The sequence below is a fragment of the Nocardia sp. NPDC004860 genome (assembly GCF_040609015.1).
Taxonomy (GTDB): Bacteria; Actinomycetota; Actinomycetes; order Mycobacteriales; family Mycobacteriaceae; genus Nocardia.
In genome coordinates this window covers 107,308-131,719 of the sequence record NZ_JBEXJI010000013.1, presented here as the reverse complement: position 1 = coordinate 131,719, position 24,412 = coordinate 107,308, and the positions used below count along the sequence as shown (strand labels likewise).

The 24,412-nt window shown below is 68.1% G+C and carries 19 protein-coding genes (1 of these 19 cut by a window edge); 8 read left to right on the top strand and 11 right to left on the bottom strand.

Features of this window, described 5'->3' with window-relative positions; translation table 11 throughout:
- Positions 1-16: 16 nt before the first annotated feature.
- Positions 17-1,135 carry an AraC family transcriptional regulator ligand-binding domain-containing protein gene (locus tag ABZV44_RS23645; RefSeq protein ID WP_354840033.1) on the bottom strand — a complete coding sequence of 373 codons (1,119 nt, stop codon included), beginning with the start codon at positions 1,133-1,135 and terminating at the stop codon, positions 17-19.
- Positions 1,136-1,477: 342 nt separating this feature from the next.
- Positions 1,478-2,251, bottom strand: a complete 774-nt coding sequence (locus tag ABZV44_RS23640; RefSeq protein WP_354840030.1) for a DUF72 domain-containing protein — start codon at positions 2,249-2,251, stop codon at positions 1,478-1,480.
- 230 nt (positions 2,252-2,481) lie between these two features.
- On the opposite strand from ABZV44_RS23640, the gene ABZV44_RS23635 reads away from it, so the two are divergent.
- Entirely contained in the window at positions 2,482-2,934 is a 453-nt protein-coding gene (locus tag ABZV44_RS23635) for a nuclear transport factor 2 family protein (RefSeq protein ID WP_354840027.1), read from the top strand.
- Positions 2,935-2,969: 35 nt separating this feature from the next.
- Here the strand turns inward: ABZV44_RS23635 and ABZV44_RS23630 are convergent, their stop codons facing one another.
- From ABZV44_RS23630 to ABZV44_RS23620, 3 genes are read right to left on the bottom strand one after another with little or no spacing between them, the layout of a single operon-like run.
- A complete protein-coding gene (locus ABZV44_RS23630; protein WP_354840024.1) occupies positions 2,970-3,374 on the bottom strand; it encodes a DUF1707 domain-containing protein in 405 nt (134 codons plus the stop codon).
- Positions 3,375-3,431: 57 nt separating this feature from the next.
- Positions 3,432-4,343 carry a DUF2236 domain-containing protein gene (locus tag ABZV44_RS23625; protein ID WP_354840021.1) on the bottom strand — a complete coding sequence of 304 codons (912 nt, stop codon included), beginning with the start codon at positions 4,341-4,343 and terminating at the stop codon, positions 3,432-3,434.
- Entirely contained in the window at positions 4,318-6,237 is a 1,920-nt protein-coding gene (locus ABZV44_RS23620) for a hypothetical protein (RefSeq protein WP_354840018.1), read from the bottom strand. The genes ABZV44_RS23625 and ABZV44_RS23620 overlap by 26 nt, the downstream gene beginning before the upstream one ends.
- Positions 6,238-6,474: 237 nt before the next feature.
- Here ABZV44_RS23620 and ABZV44_RS23615 point away from each other — a divergent pair, with 237 nt between their 5' ends.
- Positions 6,475-7,119 (top strand): TetR/AcrR family transcriptional regulator, encoded by a 645-nt coding sequence (locus ABZV44_RS23615; RefSeq protein ID WP_354840015.1) that lies wholly within the window; start codon positions 6,475-6,477, stop codon positions 7,117-7,119.
- A 99-nt stretch (positions 7,120-7,218) separates the two neighbouring features.
- On the opposite strand, the gene ABZV44_RS23610 is transcribed toward ABZV44_RS23615, so the two are convergent.
- On the bottom strand, positions 7,219-8,595 hold the full coding sequence (locus ABZV44_RS23610; RefSeq protein ID WP_354840012.1) for an MFS transporter: 1,377 nt from the start codon (positions 8,593-8,595) through the stop codon (positions 7,219-7,221).
- Between the two features lie 203 nt (positions 8,596-8,798).
- Here ABZV44_RS23610 and ABZV44_RS23605 point away from each other — a divergent pair, with 203 nt between their 5' ends.
- The gene (locus ABZV44_RS23605) at positions 8,799-9,386 is read left to right on the top strand and encodes a helix-turn-helix domain-containing protein (protein WP_354840010.1); all 588 of its coding nucleotides are present in this window, start codon (positions 8,799-8,801) and stop codon (positions 9,384-9,386) included.
- Positions 9,387-9,596: 210 nt separating this feature from the next.
- Here ABZV44_RS23605 and ABZV44_RS23600 read toward each other — a convergent pair whose 3' ends face one another.
- Positions 9,597-10,220, bottom strand: coding sequence for a TetR family transcriptional regulator (locus tag ABZV44_RS23600; protein WP_354840008.1), 624 nt, complete (start codon positions 10,218-10,220; stop codon positions 9,597-9,599).
- Between the two features lie 97 nt (positions 10,221-10,317).
- On the opposite strand from ABZV44_RS23600, the gene ABZV44_RS23595 reads away from it, so the two are divergent.
- Positions 10,318-11,100 carry an SDR family oxidoreductase gene (locus ABZV44_RS23595; RefSeq protein WP_354840005.1) on the top strand — a complete coding sequence of 261 codons (783 nt, stop codon included), beginning with the start codon at positions 10,318-10,320 and terminating at the stop codon, positions 11,098-11,100.
- Positions 11,101-11,317: 217 nt separating this feature from the next.
- Here the strand turns inward: ABZV44_RS23595 and ABZV44_RS23590 are convergent, their stop codons facing one another.
- Positions 11,318-14,758: a protein kinase gene (locus ABZV44_RS23590; RefSeq protein ID WP_354840002.1), complete on the bottom strand. Its 3,441-nt coding sequence runs from the start codon at positions 14,756-14,758 to the stop codon at positions 11,318-11,320.
- 569 nt (positions 14,759-15,327) lie between these two features.
- On the opposite strand from ABZV44_RS23590, the gene ABZV44_RS23585 reads away from it, so the two are divergent.
- The 4 genes from ABZV44_RS23585 to ABZV44_RS23570 all read left to right on the top strand — a co-directional run bounded on the left by ABZV44_RS23585 (position 15,328) and on the right by ABZV44_RS23570 (position 19,078).
- On the top strand, positions 15,328-16,836 hold the full coding sequence (locus ABZV44_RS23585) for a carboxylesterase family protein (RefSeq protein WP_354839999.1): 1,509 nt from the start codon (positions 15,328-15,330) through the stop codon (positions 16,834-16,836).
- Between the two features lie 228 nt (positions 16,837-17,064).
- Positions 17,065-17,511 carry a nuclear transport factor 2 family protein gene (locus tag ABZV44_RS23580; RefSeq protein ID WP_354839996.1) on the top strand — a complete coding sequence of 149 codons (447 nt, stop codon included), beginning with the start codon at positions 17,065-17,067 and terminating at the stop codon, positions 17,509-17,511.
- Positions 17,508-18,488: an NADP-dependent oxidoreductase gene (locus ABZV44_RS23575; protein WP_354839993.1), complete on the top strand. Its 981-nt coding sequence runs from the start codon at positions 17,508-17,510 to the stop codon at positions 18,486-18,488. The genes ABZV44_RS23580 and ABZV44_RS23575 overlap by 4 nt, the downstream gene beginning before the upstream one ends.
- A complete protein-coding gene (locus tag ABZV44_RS23570; protein ID WP_354839990.1) occupies positions 18,485-19,078 on the top strand; it encodes a TetR/AcrR family transcriptional regulator in 594 nt (197 codons plus the stop codon). Before ABZV44_RS23575 ends, ABZV44_RS23570 begins: the two co-directional genes overlap by 4 nt.
- A 188-nt stretch (positions 19,079-19,266) precedes the next feature.
- Here the strand turns inward: ABZV44_RS23570 and ABZV44_RS23565 are convergent, their stop codons facing one another.
- The 3 genes from ABZV44_RS23565 to ABZV44_RS23555 all read right to left on the bottom strand — a co-directional run.
- Positions 19,267-19,977: a transporter gene (locus ABZV44_RS23565; protein ID WP_354839987.1), complete on the bottom strand. Its 711-nt coding sequence runs from the start codon at positions 19,975-19,977 to the stop codon at positions 19,267-19,269.
- 50 nt (positions 19,978-20,027) lie between these two features.
- Positions 20,028-21,281 (bottom strand): saccharopine dehydrogenase NADP-binding domain-containing protein, encoded by a 1,254-nt coding sequence (locus tag ABZV44_RS23560; protein ID WP_354839984.1) that lies wholly within the window; start codon positions 21,279-21,281, stop codon positions 20,028-20,030.
- A gap of 596 nt (positions 21,282-21,877) precedes the next feature.
- A protein-coding gene (locus tag ABZV44_RS23555; protein WP_354839982.1) for an amino acid adenylation domain-containing protein crosses the window boundary here: on the bottom strand, positions 21,878-24,412 show its 3' portion. Its footprint extends 4,974 nt past the window's final position; the window shows 2,535 of its 7,509 coding nt (coding positions 4,975-7,509); its start codon lies beyond the right edge, outside the window; its stop codon occupies positions 21,878-21,880.

The window sequence follows — 24,412 nt, the reverse complement described above, 5'->3', positions numbered from 1 at the left end:
GATCGCCCGAATCGTCCTAGATTTCATGCTGTCCGGTGGGGCGGCGCTCATTCGTGGCGGGGTGCGGACGGGCGGGGCGTCCCGCCGCGCCGATGCCGCCGGTGCGGCGGCGGTGCTGCGGGGCGAGGTCGGAACGCGCGAACTGGCCGGGGGTCTGTCCCTTCCAGTCCCGGAACGCGGTCGCGAACGCTGACGCGCTCGTGTAGCCGAGCCGGGCGGCCACCGTGTCGACGGTGAAACCGGCGGCCAGCAGCTCCTCGGCCAGCAGGCCCGTTGTCTCGCAGGCCAGTTCGCGGAAGGTGGTGCCCTCCTCGGCCAGTCTGCGGCGCAGGGTGCGGACGCTCATGTGCAGGTCGGCGGCGATGGCGACCTGATCGATGGCGCGGCCGTGCCGCATCAGCAGGGCCCGGACCCGACCGGCCAGCCCGACCCGGGCGCGGCGGCGTTCGACGATCTCCGCGCACAGCTGCCCGTACTGCCTGCGCAGCATCGAATTCGCCTGCGGCATCGGACGTTGCAGATCGATGGCGTCGAGGTAGAGGGTGTCGGCGGGCTGGTCGTAGACGATGTCGCCGATGCCGAGCAGCACACCGACCGCCTCGTACACCGGGGCGTACGGCAGGGTCAGCTCCAGCCGCTGCACGAGGACGTCCCAGGACAGCAGTTCGCGCTGAATGGTGCGCAGGGCGGCCAGGTCGCGTTCGAGAGCGAAGCGGCGCAGGCGCGGCGGGACGGGCTCGGTGTCGAGGGACACCAGCACCCGGTCACCGGCGTCGGCGATGGTGAATCGGCAGTAGGCGAAGGACAATTCGGCGTGGCGGGCCCACAGCTCGGCCATCTCGCGCACCGTGGAGCAGCTGCTCAGGGCGATGCCCAGGCTGCCCAGCATGGGCAGGTGCACCGAAAACCCCGCCAGCAGGCCCATCCCCGGGTCGTCGCCGGTGGCGTCGAGGATGTTGCCGATGATCCGGAACTCCTGGCCGATGTCGATCTCGAGCTCCGGGTCCTCCAGGTCGGCTTCGGTGAGCCCGGTCTCGGCCAGTGCGGCGGCTGTGGACATCGAGCGGCCAGCGGCGAATTCGACCAGCACGGCCGCGCTGTGTATCGAACGGACACACCAGGAGTCGTCGAGCATGCCGACGATGATCTCCCACCCGATCCCCTCCGCCGGACCAATTCAGCAATTCATCAGCTAATGTCGTGTCGCTCCGGGCGTGTCGCCTGGTCACAGCGGGTGCGAACGTGGCCCAAATCAGCAGAGGCATGGCCTCGGGCCGCGCAGGCAAACTCGCGCCGCCGACATAGCCTGATCCCCGTTGGCCGCTGGCCCTTGGCGGCCTCCACGGTCCCGGCCAACACCGGGGCCGGACGCTGTACACGGCAGTCCCCCTCGACGGGCGCGGTACCCAACAGTCCATCCTGCCCGCTCGCCGAGGGGCCCGTGGCCCGGCCCCCAGCGCTGCACTGATGCCGGGCGTCAGGGCGTGAGCGGGAGTCGATCGGGCGTGCGGGCCACCGGCCGTCCTGCGGCGCGGAACAGCTCACCGATCCGGATCGCATCACGGACGGCCGCGCCACCGACGTCGTTGTTGAAGAAGACGTAGGCATCGTGATTTCCATCCCAGGTGTCCTCGATGCGCCGGACCCACTCGGCCAGAACGCGTTTCGGGTAGCGGGGTGCGGACCGGCCGGGACCTTCATGGAAACGGACGTAGGCCCAGTCGGCCGTGCGCCACAGCGGCGTGATCGGCCGCCCGAGCCGGTCGGCCCAGCACAGTGCCGCGCGGTGCGCTTCGAGCACGGCCCGGACCCGGTCGTCCCACCAGCTCTCGTGGCGCGGCTCGACCGCCACGCGCAACTCGGCCGGGATCAGCCCTAGCACCTGGTCGAGCCGCTCGGGTTCGACGGTCAGGGTGGGGGGCAGCTGAATCAGTATCGGCCCCAACCTATCCCCCAGTCCGCGCGCCGCATCGATCATCCGCTCCAGCGGGATCTCGACCTCCCGCAGCCGGCGATAGTGGGTCACCACCCGACTGGCTTTCACCGCCATCACGAAATCCGCCGGCGTCCGTCCGTGCCACCCCTCGAAGGTCGTCCGTGCCACCGGCCGATAGAAGGCCGCGTTCAACTCCACCGCCCCGAATGCCTGGGCATACACCTCGAGCCACCGCCGCTGCCCGATCCCTCGCCGATACACCAGCTCCCGCCAGTCGGCGTACTGCCACCCCGACGTTCCGGCGAACACCGTCACGGCTCGCCACCCCGGCCCCGCATCACGTGAGCAAACTTCCGGACGCCATACACCCACTGTCCCACCACCGGTCCGACAAGGCAGTGAAATCTTCGCGTTTCACACAACCTTGCGCCCAGTCGCCGCCGTTCGTGCACCGCCGAGGTTGTTCATCTCCGCTGTGCCGCTCCTGCACGCGATCGACGCGCACGGCCCGTGGTCGGGGTGACGGTGGCCTAGTCTCGGGTGACATGAGCTCAGTCGCTGATACAACCGCCGTGACGAACTTGATCGCGAAGTATGCCGAGTTGGTCGATAGTGGGGATTTCGCTGGAGTGGGGGCGTTGTTCGAGCACGGGGTGTTCGGCGGCAGCGATGGGTCGGTCACGGGGAGTGAGCGGATCGAGAAGATGTTTCGGGGGATGGTGATCGTGTACGAGGACGGGACGCCGCGCACCCATCACGTCACCACGAACATCGCCGTCGAATTCGGCGAGGACACCGATACCGCCACGGCGCGTTCCTATTTCACGGTTTTCCAGGCCACACCGGACCTGCCTCTGCAGCCGGTGGCGGCCAGCCGTTACCGGGACCGCTTCGAGCGCAGTGCCGGACAGTGGCGGTTCGCCGAGCGCCAGGTGCAGATCACGCTGACCGGCGACATGAGCCGGCACCTGCGCACCCCGGCCCCGCAGGAGAGCTGACGGGCGCGTCAGTCCCATGCTGCGGAAACGATCCGTCACTTGTTGCGCGGCTTCCGCCCGATTCCACACGCCCACAAGGTCCCCAGCACCGCGCCCGGCGGCACCAGCACCCACACCCACCACGGATAGAACCACTCCAGCGTGACGCCCAGCAACAGCCACACGATCAAGTTCAGCCCGCTGAGCGACAACCACACGATGGTCAGCACCACCATGGCGATCCGCCCGCCCGATGGCCCCGGCTCTTTCATCTCGGGCAGATCAGCGGACACCTTGGCCAGCTCGCCCCGGGTACGAGCCTGCCAGATCGATTGCACCCGGCTGTCGAACTCACCGAGATCGAGCACGCCGGCGTCCACAGCGCGGCGCAGCGTCTCCTCGAGCTTCTTCCGTTCGGCGTCGGAGATCCGAATGTCGTTGGGGTGCACCGGCTCACTCACAATCCCGATCCTGCCATTCCCGGCCCGACCGCGCTCGCGAGTGCGTCCGAATGCTGATCAGCGTTGGCGCTCGATTCCGTAACGGCCCGGCTGGTATCCGATCCGGTCGAGGTCGACGGGGCCGGCGTCATCGCGGCGGAAATGATCGACCCAGGATCGGTTCAGCCGGTGGGGGCGGACGGACTGGAAAGTCATGTAGGAATCGATGATTCGGGGTGCGATGGACTGCAGGCCGGCGGGCGGATCCGGGAGCCGGTGGACCGCGCGCAGCGGGTCGTCGATGACGAGCAGCAGGGCGTTGTCGGCCAGCGGGCGCAGCGGGCCGGGGAACCAGCGTTGCCGCCAGTCCTCGAAGAGCTGGTCGACGAGCGCGCGACCGCCCTCGGTGTAGGCGTAGTGGGCGTGTTCGTAGTCAACGGTCCAGGCCAGCAGGTCGACTCGGGTCTCAGGCACCTCGAGGCCCATGCGCTCGCCGACTCCGCGCCAGAAATGAAAGCGGGCCAGGCGATCCGCATCGGTGAACACGGCCAGACCCAGGTGTTCGAGAATCCGGTCCGCTTCGAGGGCCAGCGAGGCGAGGGTGTAGAGCTTGTCCTGATCGCTGATCCCGAAACGGCTGTGAATGGCCTCCATCCGATCGATCGCCGCGCGCCCGCGCGCACTGCGGTGGCCGTGACGCAGCATCTCGCCGAAGAACACCAGGGTGTCGTCGTTGCGGCGGCGCACGTCGTGCATCATGTCGCCGGTCCCGCGCCGATACACGATGCGTGAGATGGATGGAATCGCGACCTGCCGGGCGAAGGCGACCGTGTAGGCGGCATGCACGAAAATCGCGTCACCGTACCGGACTTCGATGCTGAGGCGGGTGGCCTCCTCGTTGTCACGCACCGGATCGAGCTCCGCCAGCCGGCGAGCGAGCGCGCGGCCGGAGATCAGTCCGCCCCTAGCGCGGGGCAATGCGTACTTCATGACGACCTCCGAGATCGATATCGATGAGGGCTTCACCGGCGTGCGACGCGGTGAACTCCGCGTCCCGGGCACCGACCACGCGGTAGTCGCGCCCAGGATCCAGTCGGACGATCCGTAAAGTGGTGCGGCACAGTCCCTTCCCGGGCCTCAGCACCAGGTCGAGGGCGCGGCCGTCGGTGACCGCACGGGCCACGAGGACGTCCGGATAGGCCGCCTCCGCCAGCACCGGCCCGGCCCGCCACTGCGGCGGCGCACCGAATGCGATCAGATCGCGGACACCGGCGGCCCGATTGAACCGGGACTGGAGCGCATACATATTGCCCAGTCCGGAAAGCCCCCTGTAGTAGCGAACGCCATTGGCGCTCACCGGATCACCGAATTCCTCGACCCCCGCCAGCGCCGTCCGCGCAATATCCTCATCGCCCATCTCACGAGCGGCCGAAGCGATCATGACCTGCCCGTAAGCACTGCCGAACCGATAGTTGCCCGCATCGACCCGCGAGCTCGCCCGCAGCGGAAACCCGACATGCTCACCGCGAGCATGGATTTCCTGGTCGCGCACGATCCACCAGGCCCGCTGCGCGTACTCCGGCAACCCGGCGTGCAGCCACAGGGCGGTGGTGAGCTGGATTGCCGGACCCGCCCAGAAGTTCCAGGATCCGCCCAGCCGGGCGCTGCGGACCCCGATGATCCGGCCGTCGGGGCGCAGGAACTCCGATTCGTAGGCGTGATGCAGGCGGCCGATAACATCGGCCGTGAGCGCGGTGCCGTGCAAGCGGTCGTGGGTCAGCAGGGTATTGAGCCCGAAGGTGTTGCACACCGTGTAGATCCAGTTCGGTTCACACGGGTACAGGGTGTAGTCCCCGGCGATCATATTGCGGTGCACCGATTCCGCGAGCGTGCCGAAACTGTTCCGGTATGCGCGGCGATCGTTCCATCGGAAGGTGAGTGCGCCGGAGGCGGAGAACCGATCGTCGTTGAGCGTCTCGTACATCCCCACCATCAGCCCCAGAAAACCGGTGAGCATGATGTTCTCGCGGTCGGCCGGGTCCGGATTCCAGCGCAGATTGCCCCAGAGATTCTCCAGCGCCCAATAGCCCCAGACCCGCCTGTCCAGGATCTTGGCGATGGCATTGCGCTGCGCCTCGGCGAGATAACCGGTGAAGGCCGGAGTTCGCGTGTACTGGGCGGTCGCCAACGCGTAGCCCAGGCCGTTGAGCTGGTAGCGCAGGGCCGCCTCCCGGAACTGATCGATCCTGGTGAAGCCGTCGAACCGGTCCAGCGGCTGCAACGCGAGATCGAGGGCGTAGCGCAGCGCCGCGAGGTCTTCCGCCGAGTGCTCGGCCACCGGCGGCGCCTCCGGCGCACCGGTGATCGTGAACACTCGGGACTCCAAGCGCGCGTTCAGCTCTCGGCCACGTGTCCGCTGCGACGCCCGCCGCACGAAGAAGACCACGAACGCGACCGATACCAGCGCGAAGGGTGTCGCCAGGACCAGCACGGCCGCCCAGGACCACACCGCGTGACCACTCATCGCGGCACCGAGCAGAGCCGATGCGAACCACACCAGCGGCGGCAGCACCACCGGACCGAAGGCCCACCAGGCGAACAGCGCCGCCAGGCAGCCCAGCCAGACCGCCACCATGAGCAACGGATGCCCGGCGTAGAGCAGGCCGCCGCCCGGTACGACCGCCCCGAGGGCGAAGGACGTGACCGTGGGCGAGACGTCGGCGAGCACGGCCGTGGCGGCGGCCGGCCACACCACAGCCCAGCAGGCCATGGCACGCAGCAGCTTTCGCCGCGTCGTCGCGCCGATCCGGCCGAGGCCCTCGGGCAGGCTCAGCTGGACCGTACGGGTCCGCCTGCCCGGTGGGTACAGCGCGCCGATCGTCATAGGGCACTCCTCGGACCGGGAGCCACGGCCTGGGGCGCGAGCCGCCGGGCGGGCGGCGGCGCCGATGTCGACGGCACCCCGCCACGCCGGGTCAGCAACCGCCAGCCGAACCCGGCGAGGGCGATCAGATAAGCCACGGCAATACAGCAACCCATACCTGACACACTGTCAGGCAATCTGACAGTGTGTCAATAGCCGGTAGACTGAGCGCGAACCCAGGATTCGGAGGTGCAGTCGATGACGCAGGCAGCCGCGCGCAACGTCGCCGGGGACCGCCGCCCGCCCAGCCGTGGCGACCAGCAGCGCGCCCTGATCATCGACGCGGTCACCGATCTGCTGCACACGGTGTCGATCACCGATATGTCGGTGCTGCGGATCGCCAAGCACGCCGGCGTCTCCCGCCCCGCGTTCTACTTCTATTTCGAGTCCAAGTACTCCGTGGTCGCCGCCGCCCTCGAGCAGGTATGGACCGAAATAGACCAGGAGACAAGCGAATTGACCTCCTACGACAACCAGGAGCCCCCGGCGGACTTCACCATCCGCATGATCGACGGCGCGGTCGCGGTCTGGCGCCGCAATGCCCACCTCCTCAACGCCTGCGCCCAATCCCGCGACACCGACGCCCAATTGCGTGCCATGTGGGACGCGTTCATCGGAAACCTGGAGCACAAACTCGTGACCTTCATCCAGCCGCAGGTCGACTCCCACCACATGCGCCCGGCCTCCGCCGACCTGCCCACCCTGATCAGTGTGCTCGTCGCCATGACGGTCGCGGTCCTGCGCGAAGAGACCGCGGCCGCCGACACCGCGGCCGCCGCCCGCAACATGGCCGCCGTCCGGCAGGTGTGGCTGACCGCCGTGTGGGGCACCGGGATTCGGTAGACGACGATCGGCCCACCACGATTCGTGGTGGGCCGATCGTTCGATGAAACCTCGGCCGCACGCCGGTTACCTACTCCGACATGGGCGATATCGCCGGGACTAGCCCCGCCGGGCCGCGTTGGCCGCCGGACCGATGGCCCGGAAGGTGAGGGCAACGACGAAGACGAGGGCCGCGATGGCGGCGGCGGCCGCGAAGGCGGTGGTCATGCCGCCGACCAGCGCGTGCTGGACCGAGCCGCCGGCATTGCGGGACGCGGTGCCGAAGACCGTGACCAGGATGGCCAGACCGAGGGACGCGCCGGTCTGCTGGAGAGTTTGCAGTGCGCCGCCGGCCGCACCCGCCTCGTGGGTGTCGACATTCGACATGATGATGACGTTCAGCGGTGAAACCGACAGGCCGATACCGCATCCCATCAGGATCATGGCGATGAACAGCAGCGGGAAGTAGCCGCTGTCGGCCGTCAGCTGGGTGAGCAGGACCAGGCCGGCCACCATCAGGGCCGCACCGGTGACGGTCACCGGTTTCGGGCCGAAGCGGGGCAGCAGGCGCGGGATCAGCCGGATCATGGTGAACATCAGCAGGGCGGTGGGCAGGAAGGCGAAACCGGTTGCCAGCGCGCTCAATCCGAGCACGTCCTGCAGGAACTGGGTGAGGAAGAAGAACATCGACATGCCCGCCATCGGTGCCAGGAACATGTTCGCGTAGGCGGTGGCGCGATTGCGGTCGGCGAACAGGCGCAGCGGCAGGAGCGGTTGGGCCGCACGGGATTCGATGGCGAGGAACGCGGCGATCAGGATCGCACCGGCCGCCAGCGAGATGTCGGTGGTGGCAGTCTCCCAACCGTCCGAGGCGGCGTTGATGAAGCCGTAGACGAGAGCGGCCACACCGGTGGTGGCGGTCAGCGCACCGGGCAGGTCGAGGTGGGCCGGCTGCCGTTCGGCCCTGGGCAGGTAGCGCAGCGCCAGCACCACGACGATCAACCCGAAGGGCACATTGATGAAGAGCACCGAGCGCCAGCTCAGCCATTCGGTCAGCAGTCCGCCGACGATGAGGCCGATAGCGAAACCGGCACTGGACATTCCGGAGAACAGTGCGAGTACGCGCATCCGGGCTTTCGGATCGCTGAAGGTGGTGGTCAGCAGGGCGAGGGTGTTGGGTCCGGCCATGGCCCCGCCGATGCCCTGCACGACGCGCGCGGCGAGCAGCCAGCCCGCGGAGGGCGCCAGCCCGCCCGCGAGCGAGGCCAGGGTGAACAGGGTGGCGCCGGCGATGAACAGGTTGCGGCGGCCGAACAGGTCACCGGCACGCCCGCCGAGCAGCAGTAATCCGCCGAAGGCGAGGCTGTAGGAGTTCATCACCCAGGACAGGCCGGTGGCGCTGAAGTGCAGGTCGGTCTGGATGCGTGGCAGCGCGACATTCATCACGGTGATGTCGAGGACGATCATCAATTGGCAGGTCAACAGGGTGGCCAGCACAATTCCCGACCGGAGCCGGGGGGCTCGAGCGGGTGCCGGCACGCGCACGGCAGCGTTCGAGGGAAGGGTGGTCGACAAGGAATGCTCCATCGAATGGGATACAAACGGAGGAAGCCTCCGTTTCCGATGGAGTTATCATATGGAGGGTTCCTCCACTTGCGCAAGCCTAACCGGAGGGTCCATCCGTTTCTAGTGGAGGGTTCGTGGAAGCACCGTCGACCGGAAAGCCGATGCGCGCCGACGCGCGCCGCAATTACGAGCGGATCGTGACCACCGCCCAGCAGGCCTTCGCCGAACTGGGCCCCGAGGCGCCGCTCGAGGAGATCGCGCGCCGCGCCGGGGTCGGCATCGGCACCCTGTACCGGCACTTCCCCAATCGTGAGGCGCTGATCGAGGCCGTCTACCGTTCCAGCATCGAGCATTTGAGCCAACGTGCCCACGACCTCCTCGTAACCCACACGGCCGGGACGGCTTTCGAGTACTGGATGCGCGAACAGGTGGAGTGGGTGATGGCCAATCGCGTCCTCGCCACCACGCTCAAGGCGGGCATGGACCACAACACGCCGACCTTCACGCTGTGCCGCGAGGCGATCACCGGGGCGGCTTCCCTGCTGGTGCAGGCGGCGCGGGACGCGGGCACGATCCGCGCCGACATCGAGCCGCGCGATCTGATCAGGCTCGGGCACGGCCTGGGCGTCGCCTGTGAGACCACACCCGAGGCCGCCGAACGCCTGATCGCGGTGACCCTCGACGGCCTGCGCGCCACCCCGGCCGACACCCAGCGGTCGTAGAGCCGTTCCCGAACCCAGCCGAAACCGCGCTCCAGTCTTCTTCGGCGAGCCGGGAAAGACTGTGCCGGACTCTATTTCGGTGGCGTCGGTCCCGAGCGCGCCGGCCGTGTCTTCTGCGCACAGTGCCAGGGAAACCCAACGTCGGATCGAGCTGGGTGAACCGCGCGTGAGAACCAGCGGTGTGAGCGCGGCGGGGTTCGGCGGCGGGAGCTAGAGCAAGCTGTTGGCGGCGAGGCGGGCGAGACAGGTGTCGACGACGTCGGCGGCGGAGCCGGATGCCTGCCCCGCCGCCCAGAGTTCGGTCGCCAGGCGGACGGCGGTATTGGCCATGGCGGCGGCGAGCGCGACGTCCAGGTCGTCGGCGGGGCGGCCGGTGCGGGCGGCGATGATCGGGATGAGCTGGGTTTCGCAGTCGTATTGGACGCGCAGCCAGGTCGCGCGCAGGGCGGGCAGTTGAGTCGCGGCCCGGACCAGCGGGCGCAGGCGGCTCTCGGCGATGCCCTCGATCGCGAGCGTGCCGACCGTCGCGGTGCGATACGAACGGCTCAGGGCTTCCCGCAGCGACAGTTCGGGCGGACAGGCGGCGAGTTCGTCGGCCCAGGCCTGGGTTCCGATGGCGAGCAGCGGCGCGACGACGTCCTCCTTCCCGGCGAAGTACCGATAGAACGTGCGCAGCCCCATCCCCGCGGCCGCCGCGATCTCGTCCACAGTTGTTGCGGCATAACCGTTTTCGATGAAGAGCCGGGCGGCCACCAGCGCCACTTCCCGGCGTGTCGCCGCACGGCGGGTCTCGCTGAGCGCCGGGCGTCCGGCACGGTTTCGCTCGCTCGTCACCCGGGAACTGTACCGAGGTCGAAAACGTTTGATGGCGCGACGTGCCATTTTCGGCATATCGTGTCAGAAACTAGTTCCACCGATCAGGAAGTGATCCATGAACCGTCTCGAGCAGCGCCGCATCCTGGTGACCGGCGCCGGATCCGGTATCGGCCAGGCCACCGTCCTCCGTCTGCTGTCGGAAGGCGCGATCGTCGCCGGTTCCGACGTCAATGCCGAGGGCCTCGCCCTGACCCGCAAGCAGGCCGCCGAGGCGGGCACCGCCGCGCGGCTGACCACCGTCGAGATGAATATCGGCGTGGAGTCCGAGGTGGTCGCGGGCGTGCGCACCGCCATCGACGCCCTCGGCGGACTGGACGCGGTGGTGAACGCGGCGGGGATGCTGCGTGCGGCCCACACCCACGAGACGTCGCTGGACCTGTGGAACCAGATAATCAATGTCAACCTCACCGGCACCTTCCTCGTGATCCGCGAGGCCCTGCCCGCCCTGCTCGCCAACCCGCGCAGCACGGTCGTCAACTTCAGCTCGACCTCGGCGAACTTCGCCCACCCGTACATGGCCGCGTACTCCGCCAGCAAGGGCGGCATCCAGACCCTGACCCATGTCCTGGCCCTCGAATACGGCAAGCAGGGCCTGCGCGCGGTGAGCGTCGCCCCCGGCGGCATCAAGTCCGGCATCACCGACGCCACCCCCGGCTATCTCCCCCAGGACGCCGACTGGTCGCTGTTCGGCCGCCTGATCGCCGTTCTGCCCCAGGACAATCCGGCCGAACTGGCCGGCCCCGAGAACGTGGCCGGCGTCATCGCCATGCTGGTCTCCGACGACGGCCGCTTCATCAGCGGCACCGAAATCCGCATCGACGGCGCGGCCCACACGTAATACGGCAAGGCCCCGATCGATACGGCACGGCCCCGATCGACGATCCGATCGGGGCCTGCTGCCGCAATTGCTTTCCGGCACCCACCAGCTCGGCCGACGCCCCGCGCAGAATGCCGTCCGCCGCCCCCGCCGGCCACTCGAGCGCGGCATCCAGCTTGTCCAGCACATCCCCCGCGGGCGCCTCGACCAGGCACCGCTCGATCTGACTCGTGCCGTGTCAGCCATTTTCCGGTGAGTTGTTGCGGTGGAGCGGTACGTCTTCGAACTCGGTGAGCACGTGACGGAGGAATGCTCGAATCAGGTGCTGGGCTGATGTCGTTGCGCCGTACAGGGTTTCGACTACCGGTTGCAGCTGCGGCCCGGTGTCGACGGCCAGGCGCACCAGGCCTTGTTCGGCGCAGCGGGTCAGGGTCGGCTCGAGGAACGTCGCGGCGTCCGCGATCCGGCCGGCGGCCGACAGGCAACAGCCGTACAGGAGTTCGGCATTCGTGAGCGCGCGTGGGCGGTTCTGGGTGGAGATCACGTCGACGAGGCGCTGCGCTTGCCGGCACGCCTGGTCGGTCGCTGCCGGGGTGCCCTTGCCGAGCAGCAGCCGGATGGCCGAGTCGTGGGCCAATTCCGCGGCCACCGCGGTGGGAGCATCGGGGTGGGCGGTATACGGCTCGAGGTTTTCGAGATCGCGGCGGTCGGTGTCGGTGATCGGCAGCCCCAGCCGGATGCGTTCGTTGATCATGCGCGCTGCCAGCCGCGGCAGGATCATGTTCGCCGCGAGCTTGGTTCCCTCGTCCAATCGCTCGTTCATGGCGTCGATATCGCCACGCACCGCGGCCAGGCGGGCGGCGGTGCCGTAGCCTGCCATCTGGAACTCGACCGCCCCGCCCTCGACGCCGAGCCCGCCCGCGAGCAGTTCCTCGGCCTCGGTGAATTGGCCCTTCTCGTACAGCAATTCGCCGAGCAGCGCGCTGGCGAGCCGGGTGGCCTGCGATTGCCTGCCCGTCTGCAGCGCCTGACCGAGCGCGGTGCGGAACCGGGCCTCGGCGGTGCCGGCATCGAGCTGTTCGGTGGCGGCGCTCCCGTCGACGCAGTCGCAGTACACCGGGCCGAACGGTCCGCGCGCCCGGTCGCGGTACGGTTCGATCCAGCGATACCAGCTGTGCACCTCGGCGAAGTCGAAGCGATACAGCGCCGAGATCATCGCCCCCACTGCCAGCCCGTGGGCCATGAAGGGCCGCACCGAATCCCGTTCCTGTGCGAGCTCCGGCGCCAGTACCGTCGTCTGGTCGGTCGCGAGCGCCAGGCTGATACGCACCAGCTTCATCTCGAGTTCGAGGTCGACGGGTTCGCCATCGCGGTCGCGGGCCGCGGCGAGCGCTGTCTCCGCGCGTGCCAAGGCGGTCTCCGCGGCGGCCGGGCGCTGTATGGCTACGTTCGCCCACGCGATGTTCAGCTGCAGCTGCGGAATCGACGCGGTGAGCGAACCCGGCAGTTTGGCCACCAGCCCGAGCAGGGTCCCCATGCGCGACTGCTCTATCAATTGCCCGGCGTGCGCGGCGACCAGCCGGCAGGCCCGCTGGGGTTCGTCCGCGGCGAGCAGGTGATCGACGGCCTCGGTGAGCAGGTCGTGGGCCTCGAACCACTGCGCGGCGGTGAGGTGCAGTTCCTCGAGCAGTCCCGGATACTGCCGGATCAGCCGCTCGCGCAGGAAGTCGGCGAACAGCGCGTGGTAGCGGAACCAGCGCAGATCGTCGTCGATGCTGCGCAGGAACAGATCTCGCTGCCGCACCTGTTCGAGCATGTCCTGGCCGTTGCTCACGCCCGTCAGCACCTCGGCGAGCTCACCGTTGACGCGCGCCGGAACCGATGTCCGCGTGACGAATTCGAGCAGTTCGGGTTCGAGGGTGTCGACGACGTTCTCCATCAGGTACTCCCCGATGGCGTAGTGCCGTCCCGAGATCTGATCGATGTACGCGCCCGGATCGTCGCGCCCGCGCAGCGACATCGAGGCCAGTTGCAGTGCCGCGGCCCACCCTTCGGTGGATTCGCGCAGTCGCTCGACCTCCGCCGCGCCGAGGGTCAGCCCGCTGGCGTCGGCGAAGAACGCGGCGGTTTCCGCGTCGTCGAATCGCAGTGCGGACTCGTCGATCTCGGTGAGCTCGTCGCGAACCCGCATGCGCCCCAGCGGAAGTCCGGTACGGTGGCGGCTGGTGACGATCACCCGCAGGTGGTGGCAGCCGTGATCGAGCAGGAATTCCATCGCGGCCACGGTCGCGGCGCTGGTCACCCGATGCCAGTCGTCGATCACGAGCGCCACGTTCTGGCCGCTGTTGTGGATCTCGTCGATGAGGGTGGTCATGACGTGGCGCGCGGCATCACTGGCATGCTCCTCGAGCAACTGTTCCAGATCCGCGGCCACACCCGGATGGGCGTAGCGGATCGCCTCCACCACATGGGTCAGGAACCAGACGACATTGTCGTCATCGTCGTCCACGCTGAGCCAGGCCGCTCGAACGCCCTCGGCGGCAAGCACATCCACCCATTCCGCGGCCAGCGTGCTCTTCCCGAATCCGACGGGGCCGTGGATCAGCACCAGCCGCCGGCCCTGCCCCTCCCGCAGCCGGTCGAGCAGGCGCCCACGCAGTACCGGCTGCCGCGGCGCGCTCGGCGGACGGTACCGGGTGGACGGCGTCGGTGCCGGCGCCGGGCTCGAACGCGGCGGCGGGACGGGAACAGGCGGTGTGACCGTCCGGGCTCCGGCGTCGGCCGGCAGCGCCATCGAGTCGACCACGAGCCCGGAGGCGAATTCGATATTGCGCAGCCGGTCACCGAACTCCCTTGCGGTCTCGGGCCGGTCCGAAGGATCCTGTGCCATAGCGGATTCCAGCGCCGAGCACAGCGCTGCCGGTACCTCACTGTTCCGCAGGTCGGGCACCGGCTCGGAGGTGATCCGCACGAATTGCGCGACCATCGACTCGCCCTCGCGGCGTTCGAAGGCGGCGTGCCCGGTGAGCAGGCAGAACAGGGTGGCGCCCAGGCCATAGATGTCAGCGGCCTCGGCAGGTTCGGCTCCCCGCAGCACCTCGGGCGCGGTGAATGCCGGTGTCCCGGCGATGAGTCCGGACCGGGTCTCGAAAGCCCCACTGATGCGGGCGATTCCGAAATCGCTCAGCAACGGCTCGCCATAGTCGGATTGCAGGATATTGGCCGGATTCACATCGCGATGCACCATCCCGTGCCCGTGCGCGGCCGCCAGCGCACCGGCGATCTTCACCCCGACCGACAGCACCTCCTGCCACGGCAGCGGCCCCCGCTCCCGAATCCGCGATTGCAGCGACCCGAGCGTATAGAAGGGCATGACCAGATACGGCCGACCCGTGACCGTGACATCGGCGGACAGCACCTGAACGATGTGCGGATGCCCGCCGAACCGGCCCAGCGCCCGCTGTTCCCGGAGAAACCGCTCCCGCTCATCCCCGCTCGACCGCGCATCGAGCACCTTCACCGCGACCAGCCGATCCAGCGAATGCTCGTGACACCGGTAGACGACCCCGAAACCACCCCGCCCGATCTCCAGGGCATCGTCCAACCCGGCCGCGGCGAGTTCCTCGGCGACCCCTATCCGCAGGTCAGGCTGCGTACCGTTACTTTCCCGTTCGACCATGCCCGCTCATTTGCTTCGACGAGTTGGGCTCCGACACCCCGATCGTAACCACGGGTATGCCCGATCGGCGGATTGGTGCCCACCGCGGCCGGAACCGCGAACCCGCGCAGTGCCCCCAGCGACCACACCAGCCTCACCAGCAACGGCCCGGTCGGCGACCGCCCTCAGCGAGCGCGCGCGTGGCATCTATGGTGACCGAGATCGGCTGGTGCTGTACCAGCAGCCGAATCCAGTCCGGGGTGGGGACGAAGCCGGCGCCGAGCCGAATTCCGACTGGGAAGCCGCTCATGAGCACCCCGCACTGCTCTGACGTCCGCGGAGGCCGCCACCGGGATTCCGGGACGATGAGTCGGTTCGGTGAGTGGTCCGATAACCGGAAGCAATCCGCGAGACGAGACGTCCGGTCCGCCACGTGTCTCTTACCGTTCCGCCGAATCGCCGCGCCGCCCGCTCCTCGGCGCGCGTCTCGCGCCCATGCGTCGAGTCGCGCGCACCGCAGCCGGAAAACTCGGAATCGGGTCCACCCAGCGATCGCTGCGCGATAGTTGAAGTCGGCGAAGGAGTTCAAGATGGCAGAGATCGTGTCCGTCACCGGCGGCAAGGTTCTGGGTGCGCGCGAGGGCGGCGTCACCCGTTTCCTCGGCATCCCTTACGCGGCAGCGCCGATCGGGCCCGCCCGGTTCGAGGCCCCGCGACCGGTCGAAGCCTGGTCGGGGGTGCGCGAAGCCCTCGGATTCGGACCCACCTGTGTGCAATCCCCGTATCCGGCACCGATTCACGCCCTCATCAGCAGCGACGGGATCCCCGGCGACGAGTATCTGAACGTCAATGTGTGGACCCCCGATCACACGGGGTCCGGTCTGCCGGTGCTGGTGTGGATTCACGGCGGGGCGTTCGTCCGTGGGTCGAACGCCCGGCGTATCTACGATGGCACCGCCTTCGCGCGCGACGGCGTCGTGGTGGTGTCGATCAATTACCGGCTCGGCATCTCCGGGTTCGCCGCGGTTCCGGGATCGGCGTCGAATCGTGGTCTGCGCGACCAGATCTTCGCGTTGGAGTGGGTGCGCGAGAATATCGCGGCCTTCGGCGGCGATCCCGGCAATGTGACCGTCTTCGGCGAATCCGCGGGCGGGATGAGCGTGGTGGCGCTGCTGGCGTCACCGCGGGCACGCGGGCTGTTCCGGCGCGCGATCGCACAGAGCGCCAATGGTTCCGCGGTCGCCACCGCGGAGGACGCGGGCAAGGTGGCGCGGCAGCTGGCCGATCTGCTCGGCATCGAACCGACCACGGCCGCCTTCGGCCGGCTCGGGCCGGAGGAGCTGCGCAGCGCCCAGGATGCACTCGCCCTGGCGCTGATGACCGACCCGGATCCGGACCGCTGGGGTGCGTCGATCGTCGCCAGCGGACTCGGCATCATGAGCTTCTTCCCGATGATCGACGGCGATGTCATCCCGGACCGTCCGGCGGATATCCTTGCCGCCCAACCGGATCGGACCGTTCCCCTGCTCACCGGATGGACCGCCGAGGAATTCCGATTCTTCACCTTCCCCTCCGGTCTCGCCGCCGGAATCACCGACCGGACGCTGCCGCATCTCCTCGCGCGCTACGGTCTGGATCCGTCGGTCGCCGAGCGCTACGCCGCCAACCGCCCGGACGCCACACCCGGGGACGTGTTCGCCGCCGTCCTCACCGACCTCGTCTTCCGCGATGACGCCATGCGCATCGCGGAATCCACCGCCGCAGCGGGCAACCCGGCCTACGTCTACGAATTCGCCTGGCGCTCAGCCATTGCCGACCTCGGTGCCTGCCACGTCATCGAGGTCCCTTTCGTTTTCGACCAACTCGCCGCCGCCCACACCCTGACCGGCCCGAACCCACCGCAGCCCCTGGCCGACGAGGTGCATCGCGCCTGGGTGCGCTTCGCCACCCACGGCGACCCGGGCTGGTCCCGCTTCGACACCACCACCCGCACCGTTCGCGTCTTCGACGCCCCGGAATCCCATGAGGTGGCCGACCCCCGCGCGGACGAACTACGCGCCCTGCGCCTAGCGAAGCTCACCTCCAGCGCGCCGGTCTAGCGGCATGAAATGGCAAAGGCCGCAGGTCGGGAACCTGCGGCCGTTGTCGTGCGCGCCCGCTCGAGTCGGTGAGAGGCGTTGAGAACCAACGAATCCGGGCGCATTGACCGGCATGCGAAGTCCACGGCCGCTCGACGCACGCCAGTCTTGACGCGTGCGCGGCCGCGCCGCTACCTTGAAATCGAGACAGATCAGTCTCGATTTTGGCCCGATGGAGGCGAGTCGAACATGGTTGCGCAGGCACTGGACGTGCGGGAAGCCGTCCAGATCGTCGAACGATTGGCAGAGGCGAAAAGCCGACAGGATCTAGCGGCCACGATGGCCGTGTACCACCCGGACGCCGTACTCGAATCGCCGTCGCTCGAATCCCATTACGCGGGAGCCGGGGTCGAGGGCGCGATCAGGGGATGGTTCGCGTTCGCGCCCGACTACGAGGTCCGGCTGGACGGCCACGGGCTCGATGATGAGACGCTGTGCTGCTGGGGCCGGATCGCCTTCACTCCGGCGTTCACCTTCAATGGCGCAGTGCCGAACGGCAATCGGGTCTCGGTGCCGGTCTTCATTCTGTTCCGCTTCCGGGACGGCCGGGTGAGCTGGGAGAGCTTCCACTTCGACGTCGCCGGGGTAGCCCGTCAGTGCGGCGTCGACGCGAGCGCCCTGGTGCGGGCGTCATGATCGTCGGCGCTCGCCGGCCGAGCACCACCACCATGCGCGCGGCTCGGCACGAGAACTGGGGATCACCACTGGAGATCGCCGACGTCGAACGGCCGGAGCCCGCCGCGGGTGAGGTCCGTCTCGCGGTGCGGGCGACCAGTGTGAACCCGATCGACATGCATACCGGCAACAATTCCGGCTACGAGCAGTCCATGCGGCTGCCCTGCATCCCCGGGTGGGACGTCGCCGGTGTGGTGGATGCGGTGGGCTACGGAGTGACCCGCTATGCCGTGGGCGACCGCCTCTACGGTCTGGCCTGGTTCCCCTATCCCGCGGGCACGTATGCCGAATACATGACGGTCCCCGCGTATCACCTTGTGCCGATGCCGAAGTCGGCTTCCTTCACGGAGGCGGCGTGCTTGCCGATGGCCGCGCTGACGGCCTGGCAGATGCTCGACGCGGTCGGGGCACGCACCGGTCAGCACGTTCTGATCAGTGGCGCCTCCGGCGGCGTGGGTCACCTCGCGGTGCAGTTGGCGGTCGCGCGCGGCGCCACGGTCACCGCCCTGGTGCGTCCCGATCACCATGCCGCACTGTACGAATTGGGCGCGCACGCCTGCGTGGACTACACCGATCCGGATGCTGTCACGGCAATCGGGAAGGTCGACGCGGCGATCGATCTGGTCGGATTCGATTTCGGCGCTTCGCTGTTCGACCGCGTGACACCCGGAGGCGCGATCGCCTTGGCGACCGCATGGTCGGTCAAGGGATACCGGGCCGCCGCGGCGGAGCGAGGTATCCGCGCGGCCTCATGCCTGGTGGAACCCGATCCCACGGCTCTCGCAGCCATCGCGGAGCTGGTCGATTCGGGCGCGGTGCGCGTCGCCGTCGGCGCCGAGTTCGATCTCACCCAGGCGGCCGATGCCCAGCAGTGGGTCAAGGACCGGCGTGGCTTCGGCAAGGCCGCGATCACGGTGAACGCAACGGATCCGGCGTGACCGAAAAGCCCAAGCAGCTACGCGGAATCGCGGTGCGCGACAAGCTTGTCGGCATCGCGACCGACCTCTTCTACGACCACGGTGTACGCGCCATCGGTGTCGATGAGGTGGTGCGACGGGCGGGGATGGCGAAGGCGAGCCTGTATCGCTGGTTCCCCACCAAGGACGACCTCGTTCTCGCGGTGCTGCAGCAGCGCGACGACCGGTTCTGGGCCCGCTGGGACCAGACCGCGTCGCGCCACGCCGACGCACGGGCCGAACTCGATGCCCAGCTCGTTTGGATCCAGGACGTGGCGACGCGAGAGGGCTACCGCGGCTGCGCTTTCGTCAACACAGCCGCGGAATTCAGCACTTCGCAATCGGAGCAGATCCGGCAGCGGTGCGCCGAGCACGAACGCGAACTCGCGCGTCGGCTCCGCGCGCTGACGGCACGGCTCGATGTCCCGGACGGTGATCGGCTCGCCGATCAGCTCCATCTCGCCATCGTCGGCGCCTTCGCGGTCGGCGGGATCTACCCGACCGGTGGACCGGCCATCCGCCTCAGGGCATTGGCCGAGGACCTGATGGACGGGCGCCGGGCAGCGAACTGACATTGTTCGGAAGGCAGCACCGTTTCGACCGCCGGCCGAGTCGGCAGGGATCGTTACCCTGCCGACTCGGTCCGCGCCGGGACTCTTCTGGATCGTCGGCCGAATTGCGTTGCCGCACAGGACCCACCGGGTCGCCGGGCGCGTTCGGTCGGGAACCGAACACCCCCGAGTCTCGCCAGTGCATCCACTCAGTCGAGAACTACTGCCGAACTCGCGACCGAGGACCCTGGTGCTCGACCAGTTGCAATTCGGTCATTGCTGTTTTGCAGCGCGCGGTAGCCGAAGTAGTACACGACCATCTGGCAGGCCCATGTGGTGAGGGCCAGGATGTAGAAGATCGTGTGGTGCTCGTCGTCGCCGGGTATGCGGTAGAAGTCGTACATTCCGGCGATCGCGGCTGCCGCGGCCGAGACGGCCGCTACCGCAATCGCGTTGCCGCGCGCACCGATATTCCACAGCCGCCACGCGAAATAGAGCAGGAACAGGGTGGTCAGGGCGTTCATCACGACATAGAAGATGGCCCCGGCCAGCCCGAGTTCACCGGCGTAGATGGACATGACCAGTCCGCCCACGATGGCCAGCCCGAAGACGCCGATATCGACGGCAAGCGAAGGTTTGAACCCGTGGGTGACCTGCATCAGACCCAGGACGAGGATCACGGTGATTCCGACCGACCGGGAGAACGCATCGAAGAAGAAGGCGAGGTGATACATCGGACTGGTTTCGTTGGCGCCAACCAGCCCGTAGATGAGGAAGTTGGTTCCCGAGGTCGCGACGATGATCCATTCGAGGCCGAGTAAGTAGTTTCTGTAGTTCCGGATGAACTTCCAGCCGGTGGTGAATCCGGCGACGATCATGAGGAGATCGGCGAGTGCGTACAGTGCGGTTGTGAGATCCATGACCAACCTTGTTTCGAGGCTCGATATCTGACGTGTCGATGAACCGACACCTAGTGCGCGACTTCGAAGATCTCCTCGCGCGGGGTGCCGACACGTTCGAGCGCCTTGTAGAACCGCTCCGGCTCGGCCCACTCTTCAGGCGTGAATACCCCTGTGCGGGTTCCGGGCTCTTCGTCGAGTGCCACCACCATGAACGCAGCGCAGGCCGTTCCCGTCGCCGCGGCCATATTGGTGAACAGATAGGTGCCAGGTCCACTCACTGGAGTACGGCGGCTGACCACCGTGGGCACGCCATTTCGGAGGCCGGTCACCTCGACCTTCAGGGCGGATTTGTGAGGGAAGGTATGGCCCACCGCCGCCTTGGCCAGGAAGTTGACCAGCTCGGTGCGGGTCGCCTCACCGGTACGCACGAGGTTCCGCAATCCGGACAGGACCTTGCGCCAGCCCTGCACGCTGCCGAACTTGTTCGTCATCACGGCTTCCAAGAAGTCGATGGCCTTGTTCATCGGCATGTCGCCCTTCTGCACCGCCAGACCGACGCCGCGGACCATGCCGTTGTAGGGGGCCGGATCGAGCCCGCCGAAGCAGCGAATGTTCTTGGCATCCGGGTACTTTCGCGGCAAGGTCACCGGCTCGGGGTGCGCGGTCTCGTGGACCATGGTCAGCCCCAATCCGGCACCCAGCTCCGTCCAGCGGGTCTCCACCCAGGATTGGTGCAACACCGGTCCGCCGTTCTCCCAGGTCACACAGGGGCCGGCGGCGACCCGCAGCATATGGTCGAGAACCGCGCGGCCGACGGCTCCACGCTCATCGCCGACTACCCAGTACACGTCGATGTTGTCGACCCGGTCCAGCTCGCCGGCCGCGTCTGCTACCAGCACGTTGGTGAAGCCGGGCGACGCACCGCAGCCGATGTACATCGGCACTCCGGCCGCTCGGGCGTCGTCGTGCAGGGACAGCGCGTGCAGGGTGCTCTCGATATCGTCGTCGAAATCGAGATAGGGCACCTTGGCCTCCAGGCACGCTTCCATCACGGGGCCTGCGGTGCGGATGTACGGACCGGCGCCGAGTACCACCAGCGCGGCCCCCTCGATGGCCTTGCGAAGCCCGTCGCGGTCGTACAGGTCGAGCTGCGCGGCGGTCGCCAGGCCGGACGGCAGCCGCTGCAGCAGCTGATCGAGCAGCTCAGGACGGATGTCGTACAGGGCCAGCTCCCAGTCCCCACCAGCGACGGCGAACCGTTCGATGGCGAGCCGACACATCTCTCCCGCGGCCCCGATGAAAACGATTCGCTTGGTGCCCATAGACGTACTCCTGTGGATCGAGGGCCGCATGCGGTCCAGATGATATTAGTCGTACTCGATTCGAATTCGAGTTTGACCAGACTAATGCGGACGCGAGCGTGCCGCTACCCCGTTGTCGAAAATTGCCACAGGCCGTCAGGTTCGAGCTCGACCGTCCCGACGGGCTTGTCGACCTCGAACAGGACTACTGCCAGGCCACCTCCGAGAACCAGCGGTTCAATGCGCCGGGCGTCCACCTCCGACGGCGCGGATCATCGCCTCGGAGCCGACGATGCCGCGTACGGTGAGCTCACGGGAGATCCGCTCGGCTCCCCACCTGGGGTGCGCCCACCGCGACTCGCATCACCGACTCAGATCAGCCGCCGGCCTGATCGGAGACGTTCTTGGCCATGCCGGACGCTCGGCCCAACCTTGTCAGCTATCGGTTTCGAACCGGTTGGCCCACGACCGAAGGGACGGTCGCGTGGCGGCGTAACTGATCGGCCATCCCAACCAGAGTCCGGAATCCCTGTGCGGCAGGCTGTCTCGCCCAATCACTTCCACGGATCGTCTGGAACGCGGGTGGCTACGCCAATGCACAGCGAATGAGCACACCGCTATGCTCTGTTCGCCGGTTCGGAACTCAGCGTCTCCAGGGCGGTTGCCATGGCGGTGACGATGGATTCGACGGTGGCGTGGTCGAAAAGTTCGGCGGCGTAGATCATTTCGCCGTGGATCCCGGCGTGGTCGCCGTCGGGGGTGTACTCCTCACGCAGGTTGAGCAGGAGTTCCCAGGGGGTGTGGCGGACCGGGACCGGGCGGTGGCGGATGGTCAGTTCGGTTCCGGTTGTGGCGATTTCGGCTCCGCGAAGGTAGGTGACCATGACCTGGAAGAGTGGGTGGTGGGTTCGGGAGCGGGGTGGGTTGAGGAGTTCGACGAGGTTGTCGAACGGGAACTCCTTGTTGTCGTAGGCGGCCAGGACGCGTTCGCGGACCTGTTGGACGAGGTCGGAGTGGGGCGGGTCGCCGGAGAGGTCGACGCGGACGATCGCGGTGTCGACTACGCAGCCGACCAGGTCCTGCAGGCCCTCGGCGTCGCGGGCACTCAGGGCGACGCCGATGGGCAGGTCGGGGCCCGCGCCACGCTCGTAGAGGGCAAGGGCGAGGGCGGTGTGGACGAGCATGTAGATGCTGGCGCGGTGGGCGCGGGCGGCGTGGGCGAGAGCGCGGTGGGTGGCCGCGTCGAGGTGGACGGGGACGGCCGCCGCGGTGTTCTCCCGGCGTTCGGCGCGCGGACGATCAGTGGGTAGCACCGGATGTGGTGGCAGCCCGTCGAGTGCGGTGCGCCAGTAGCGCGCCTGCCGGGCCAGCAGGCGGCCGTGCGCGCCCCCGGGCTCGAGCAATCGCCTCAACCACAATGTGTAGTCCGCGAACTGTGTTGCCGCGGTGGACCATTGGGGCGCTTGACCGGCAGCACGGGCACGGTAGGCGGTGAGCAGGTCCCGCTGGACCACAGGCAGGGATTCGCCGTCGCCGGCGACATGGTGGATGACGCCCAGCAGGATGTGGTGCTCGGGGCCCGAGCGGTAGAGGCGGATGCGCAGGGGTGGTTCCGTGGTGAGGTCGAATCCTCGTCGCAGCTCGGAATCGATTGCACTATCGACGTTTTCGCCGCCGGAGATATCCACAACCCGGAAGTCCGGCAGTGCGGACCCGATCGGCAGGATGCGTTGGATGGGACCGTCCAGGGCGTACGGCAGCACGGTGCGCAGGATTTCGTGCCGTTCGACCAGATCATTCACGGCCGCATCCAGCGCCGTGATGTCGAGCGGACCGTGCAGTTCGAGTCCGGTGGTCATCAGATAGTCGGGGCGGTTGCCGCTGAGATAATTCACGGTCCACAGCCCCTGCTGTATGGGCGTGAGCGGGATCGGGTCCGTTCGGCGCACGGCGGCGATGGCGACTGTCCCGAGTGACAGGGAGCTGTGCGGGAGATCCCCGGGTCCGCGGCGTTCGAGGGTCTGATCGAGGGCGGCGACGGTCGCCGATTCGAACAGATCACGCAGTGACACCGCGACTCCGAGCGCGGACCGCAAGCCCGCGACTATGCGGATCGCGGACAGCGAGTTGCCGCCGAGCGCGAAGAAGTCATCGGTGAGACCGACTTCCACCACACCCAGCGCCCGCGCGAACGTGGTCGCGATGACCTGCTGCCGTGGTGTGCGAACGCGAACGCGCTCACCGGCCACGGGCATGGGCAGCGCGCCGACATCGAGCTTGCCGATGGGGGTCAGAGGTAGTTCGTCCATGGCCACGATGGCCGAGGGCACCAGATACGAGGGCAGGGTTGCGGCCAGCCGGGTGCGCAATGCGGCGGTATCGACGGCGCCGTCCCCTACGACGTGAGCGATGAGCGACTGTCCGCTCGCGGCCCGGCGCGCGGTGACGATCGCCGCGGTGATGCCGGGCTCGCGAAGGATGGCCGCCTCCACCTCTCCCGGTTCGACGCGAAAACCGTTGACCTTCAGCTGCCGATCGGCACGGCCGAGGAAATGCAGCAGGCCGTCGGTGTCCCAGCGCCCGAGATCACCGGTGCGGTACATCCGCCCACCGGCGGTGTCGAACGGGTCGGCGACGAACCGCTCCGCGGTGCGCGCCGGTTCGCGGTGGTAGCCGTTGGCGAGTCCCGCGCCGGACAGGTAGATCTCACCGGTGACCCCGGCGGGTACCGGTCGCAGCGCCGAGTCCAGTACCGCGACACGGGTATTGTCGGCCGGGCGTCCGACCGGGACCGGCCGGTCCGGCGTCATGTCGTCCGGGAGCGCAAAGCTGAGCACGAAGCTGGTCGCTTCGACCGGCCCGTACAGATTTCTCACCACGGGCGGGTGCTCACCGAGCCGCACGGCCGCGGCGGCGTGCGGCGGCAGCACATCACCGGCGGACGCGATCATCCGCAGTGCGGCGAGCTCGTTCGGAATTTGCTCGGCCAGTATGTGGAACAGGCCCGGCGACAGCATGATCGAGGTGACCCGGCCCGCGCGCAGTACCTCGCTGTAGTCGTGCACATCGAGGATGCCGGAGCGCGCGAGCACCACGGTGTGACCATTGAGCAGTGGCAGCCACAGCTCCCACACCACCATGTCCCAGGTGTA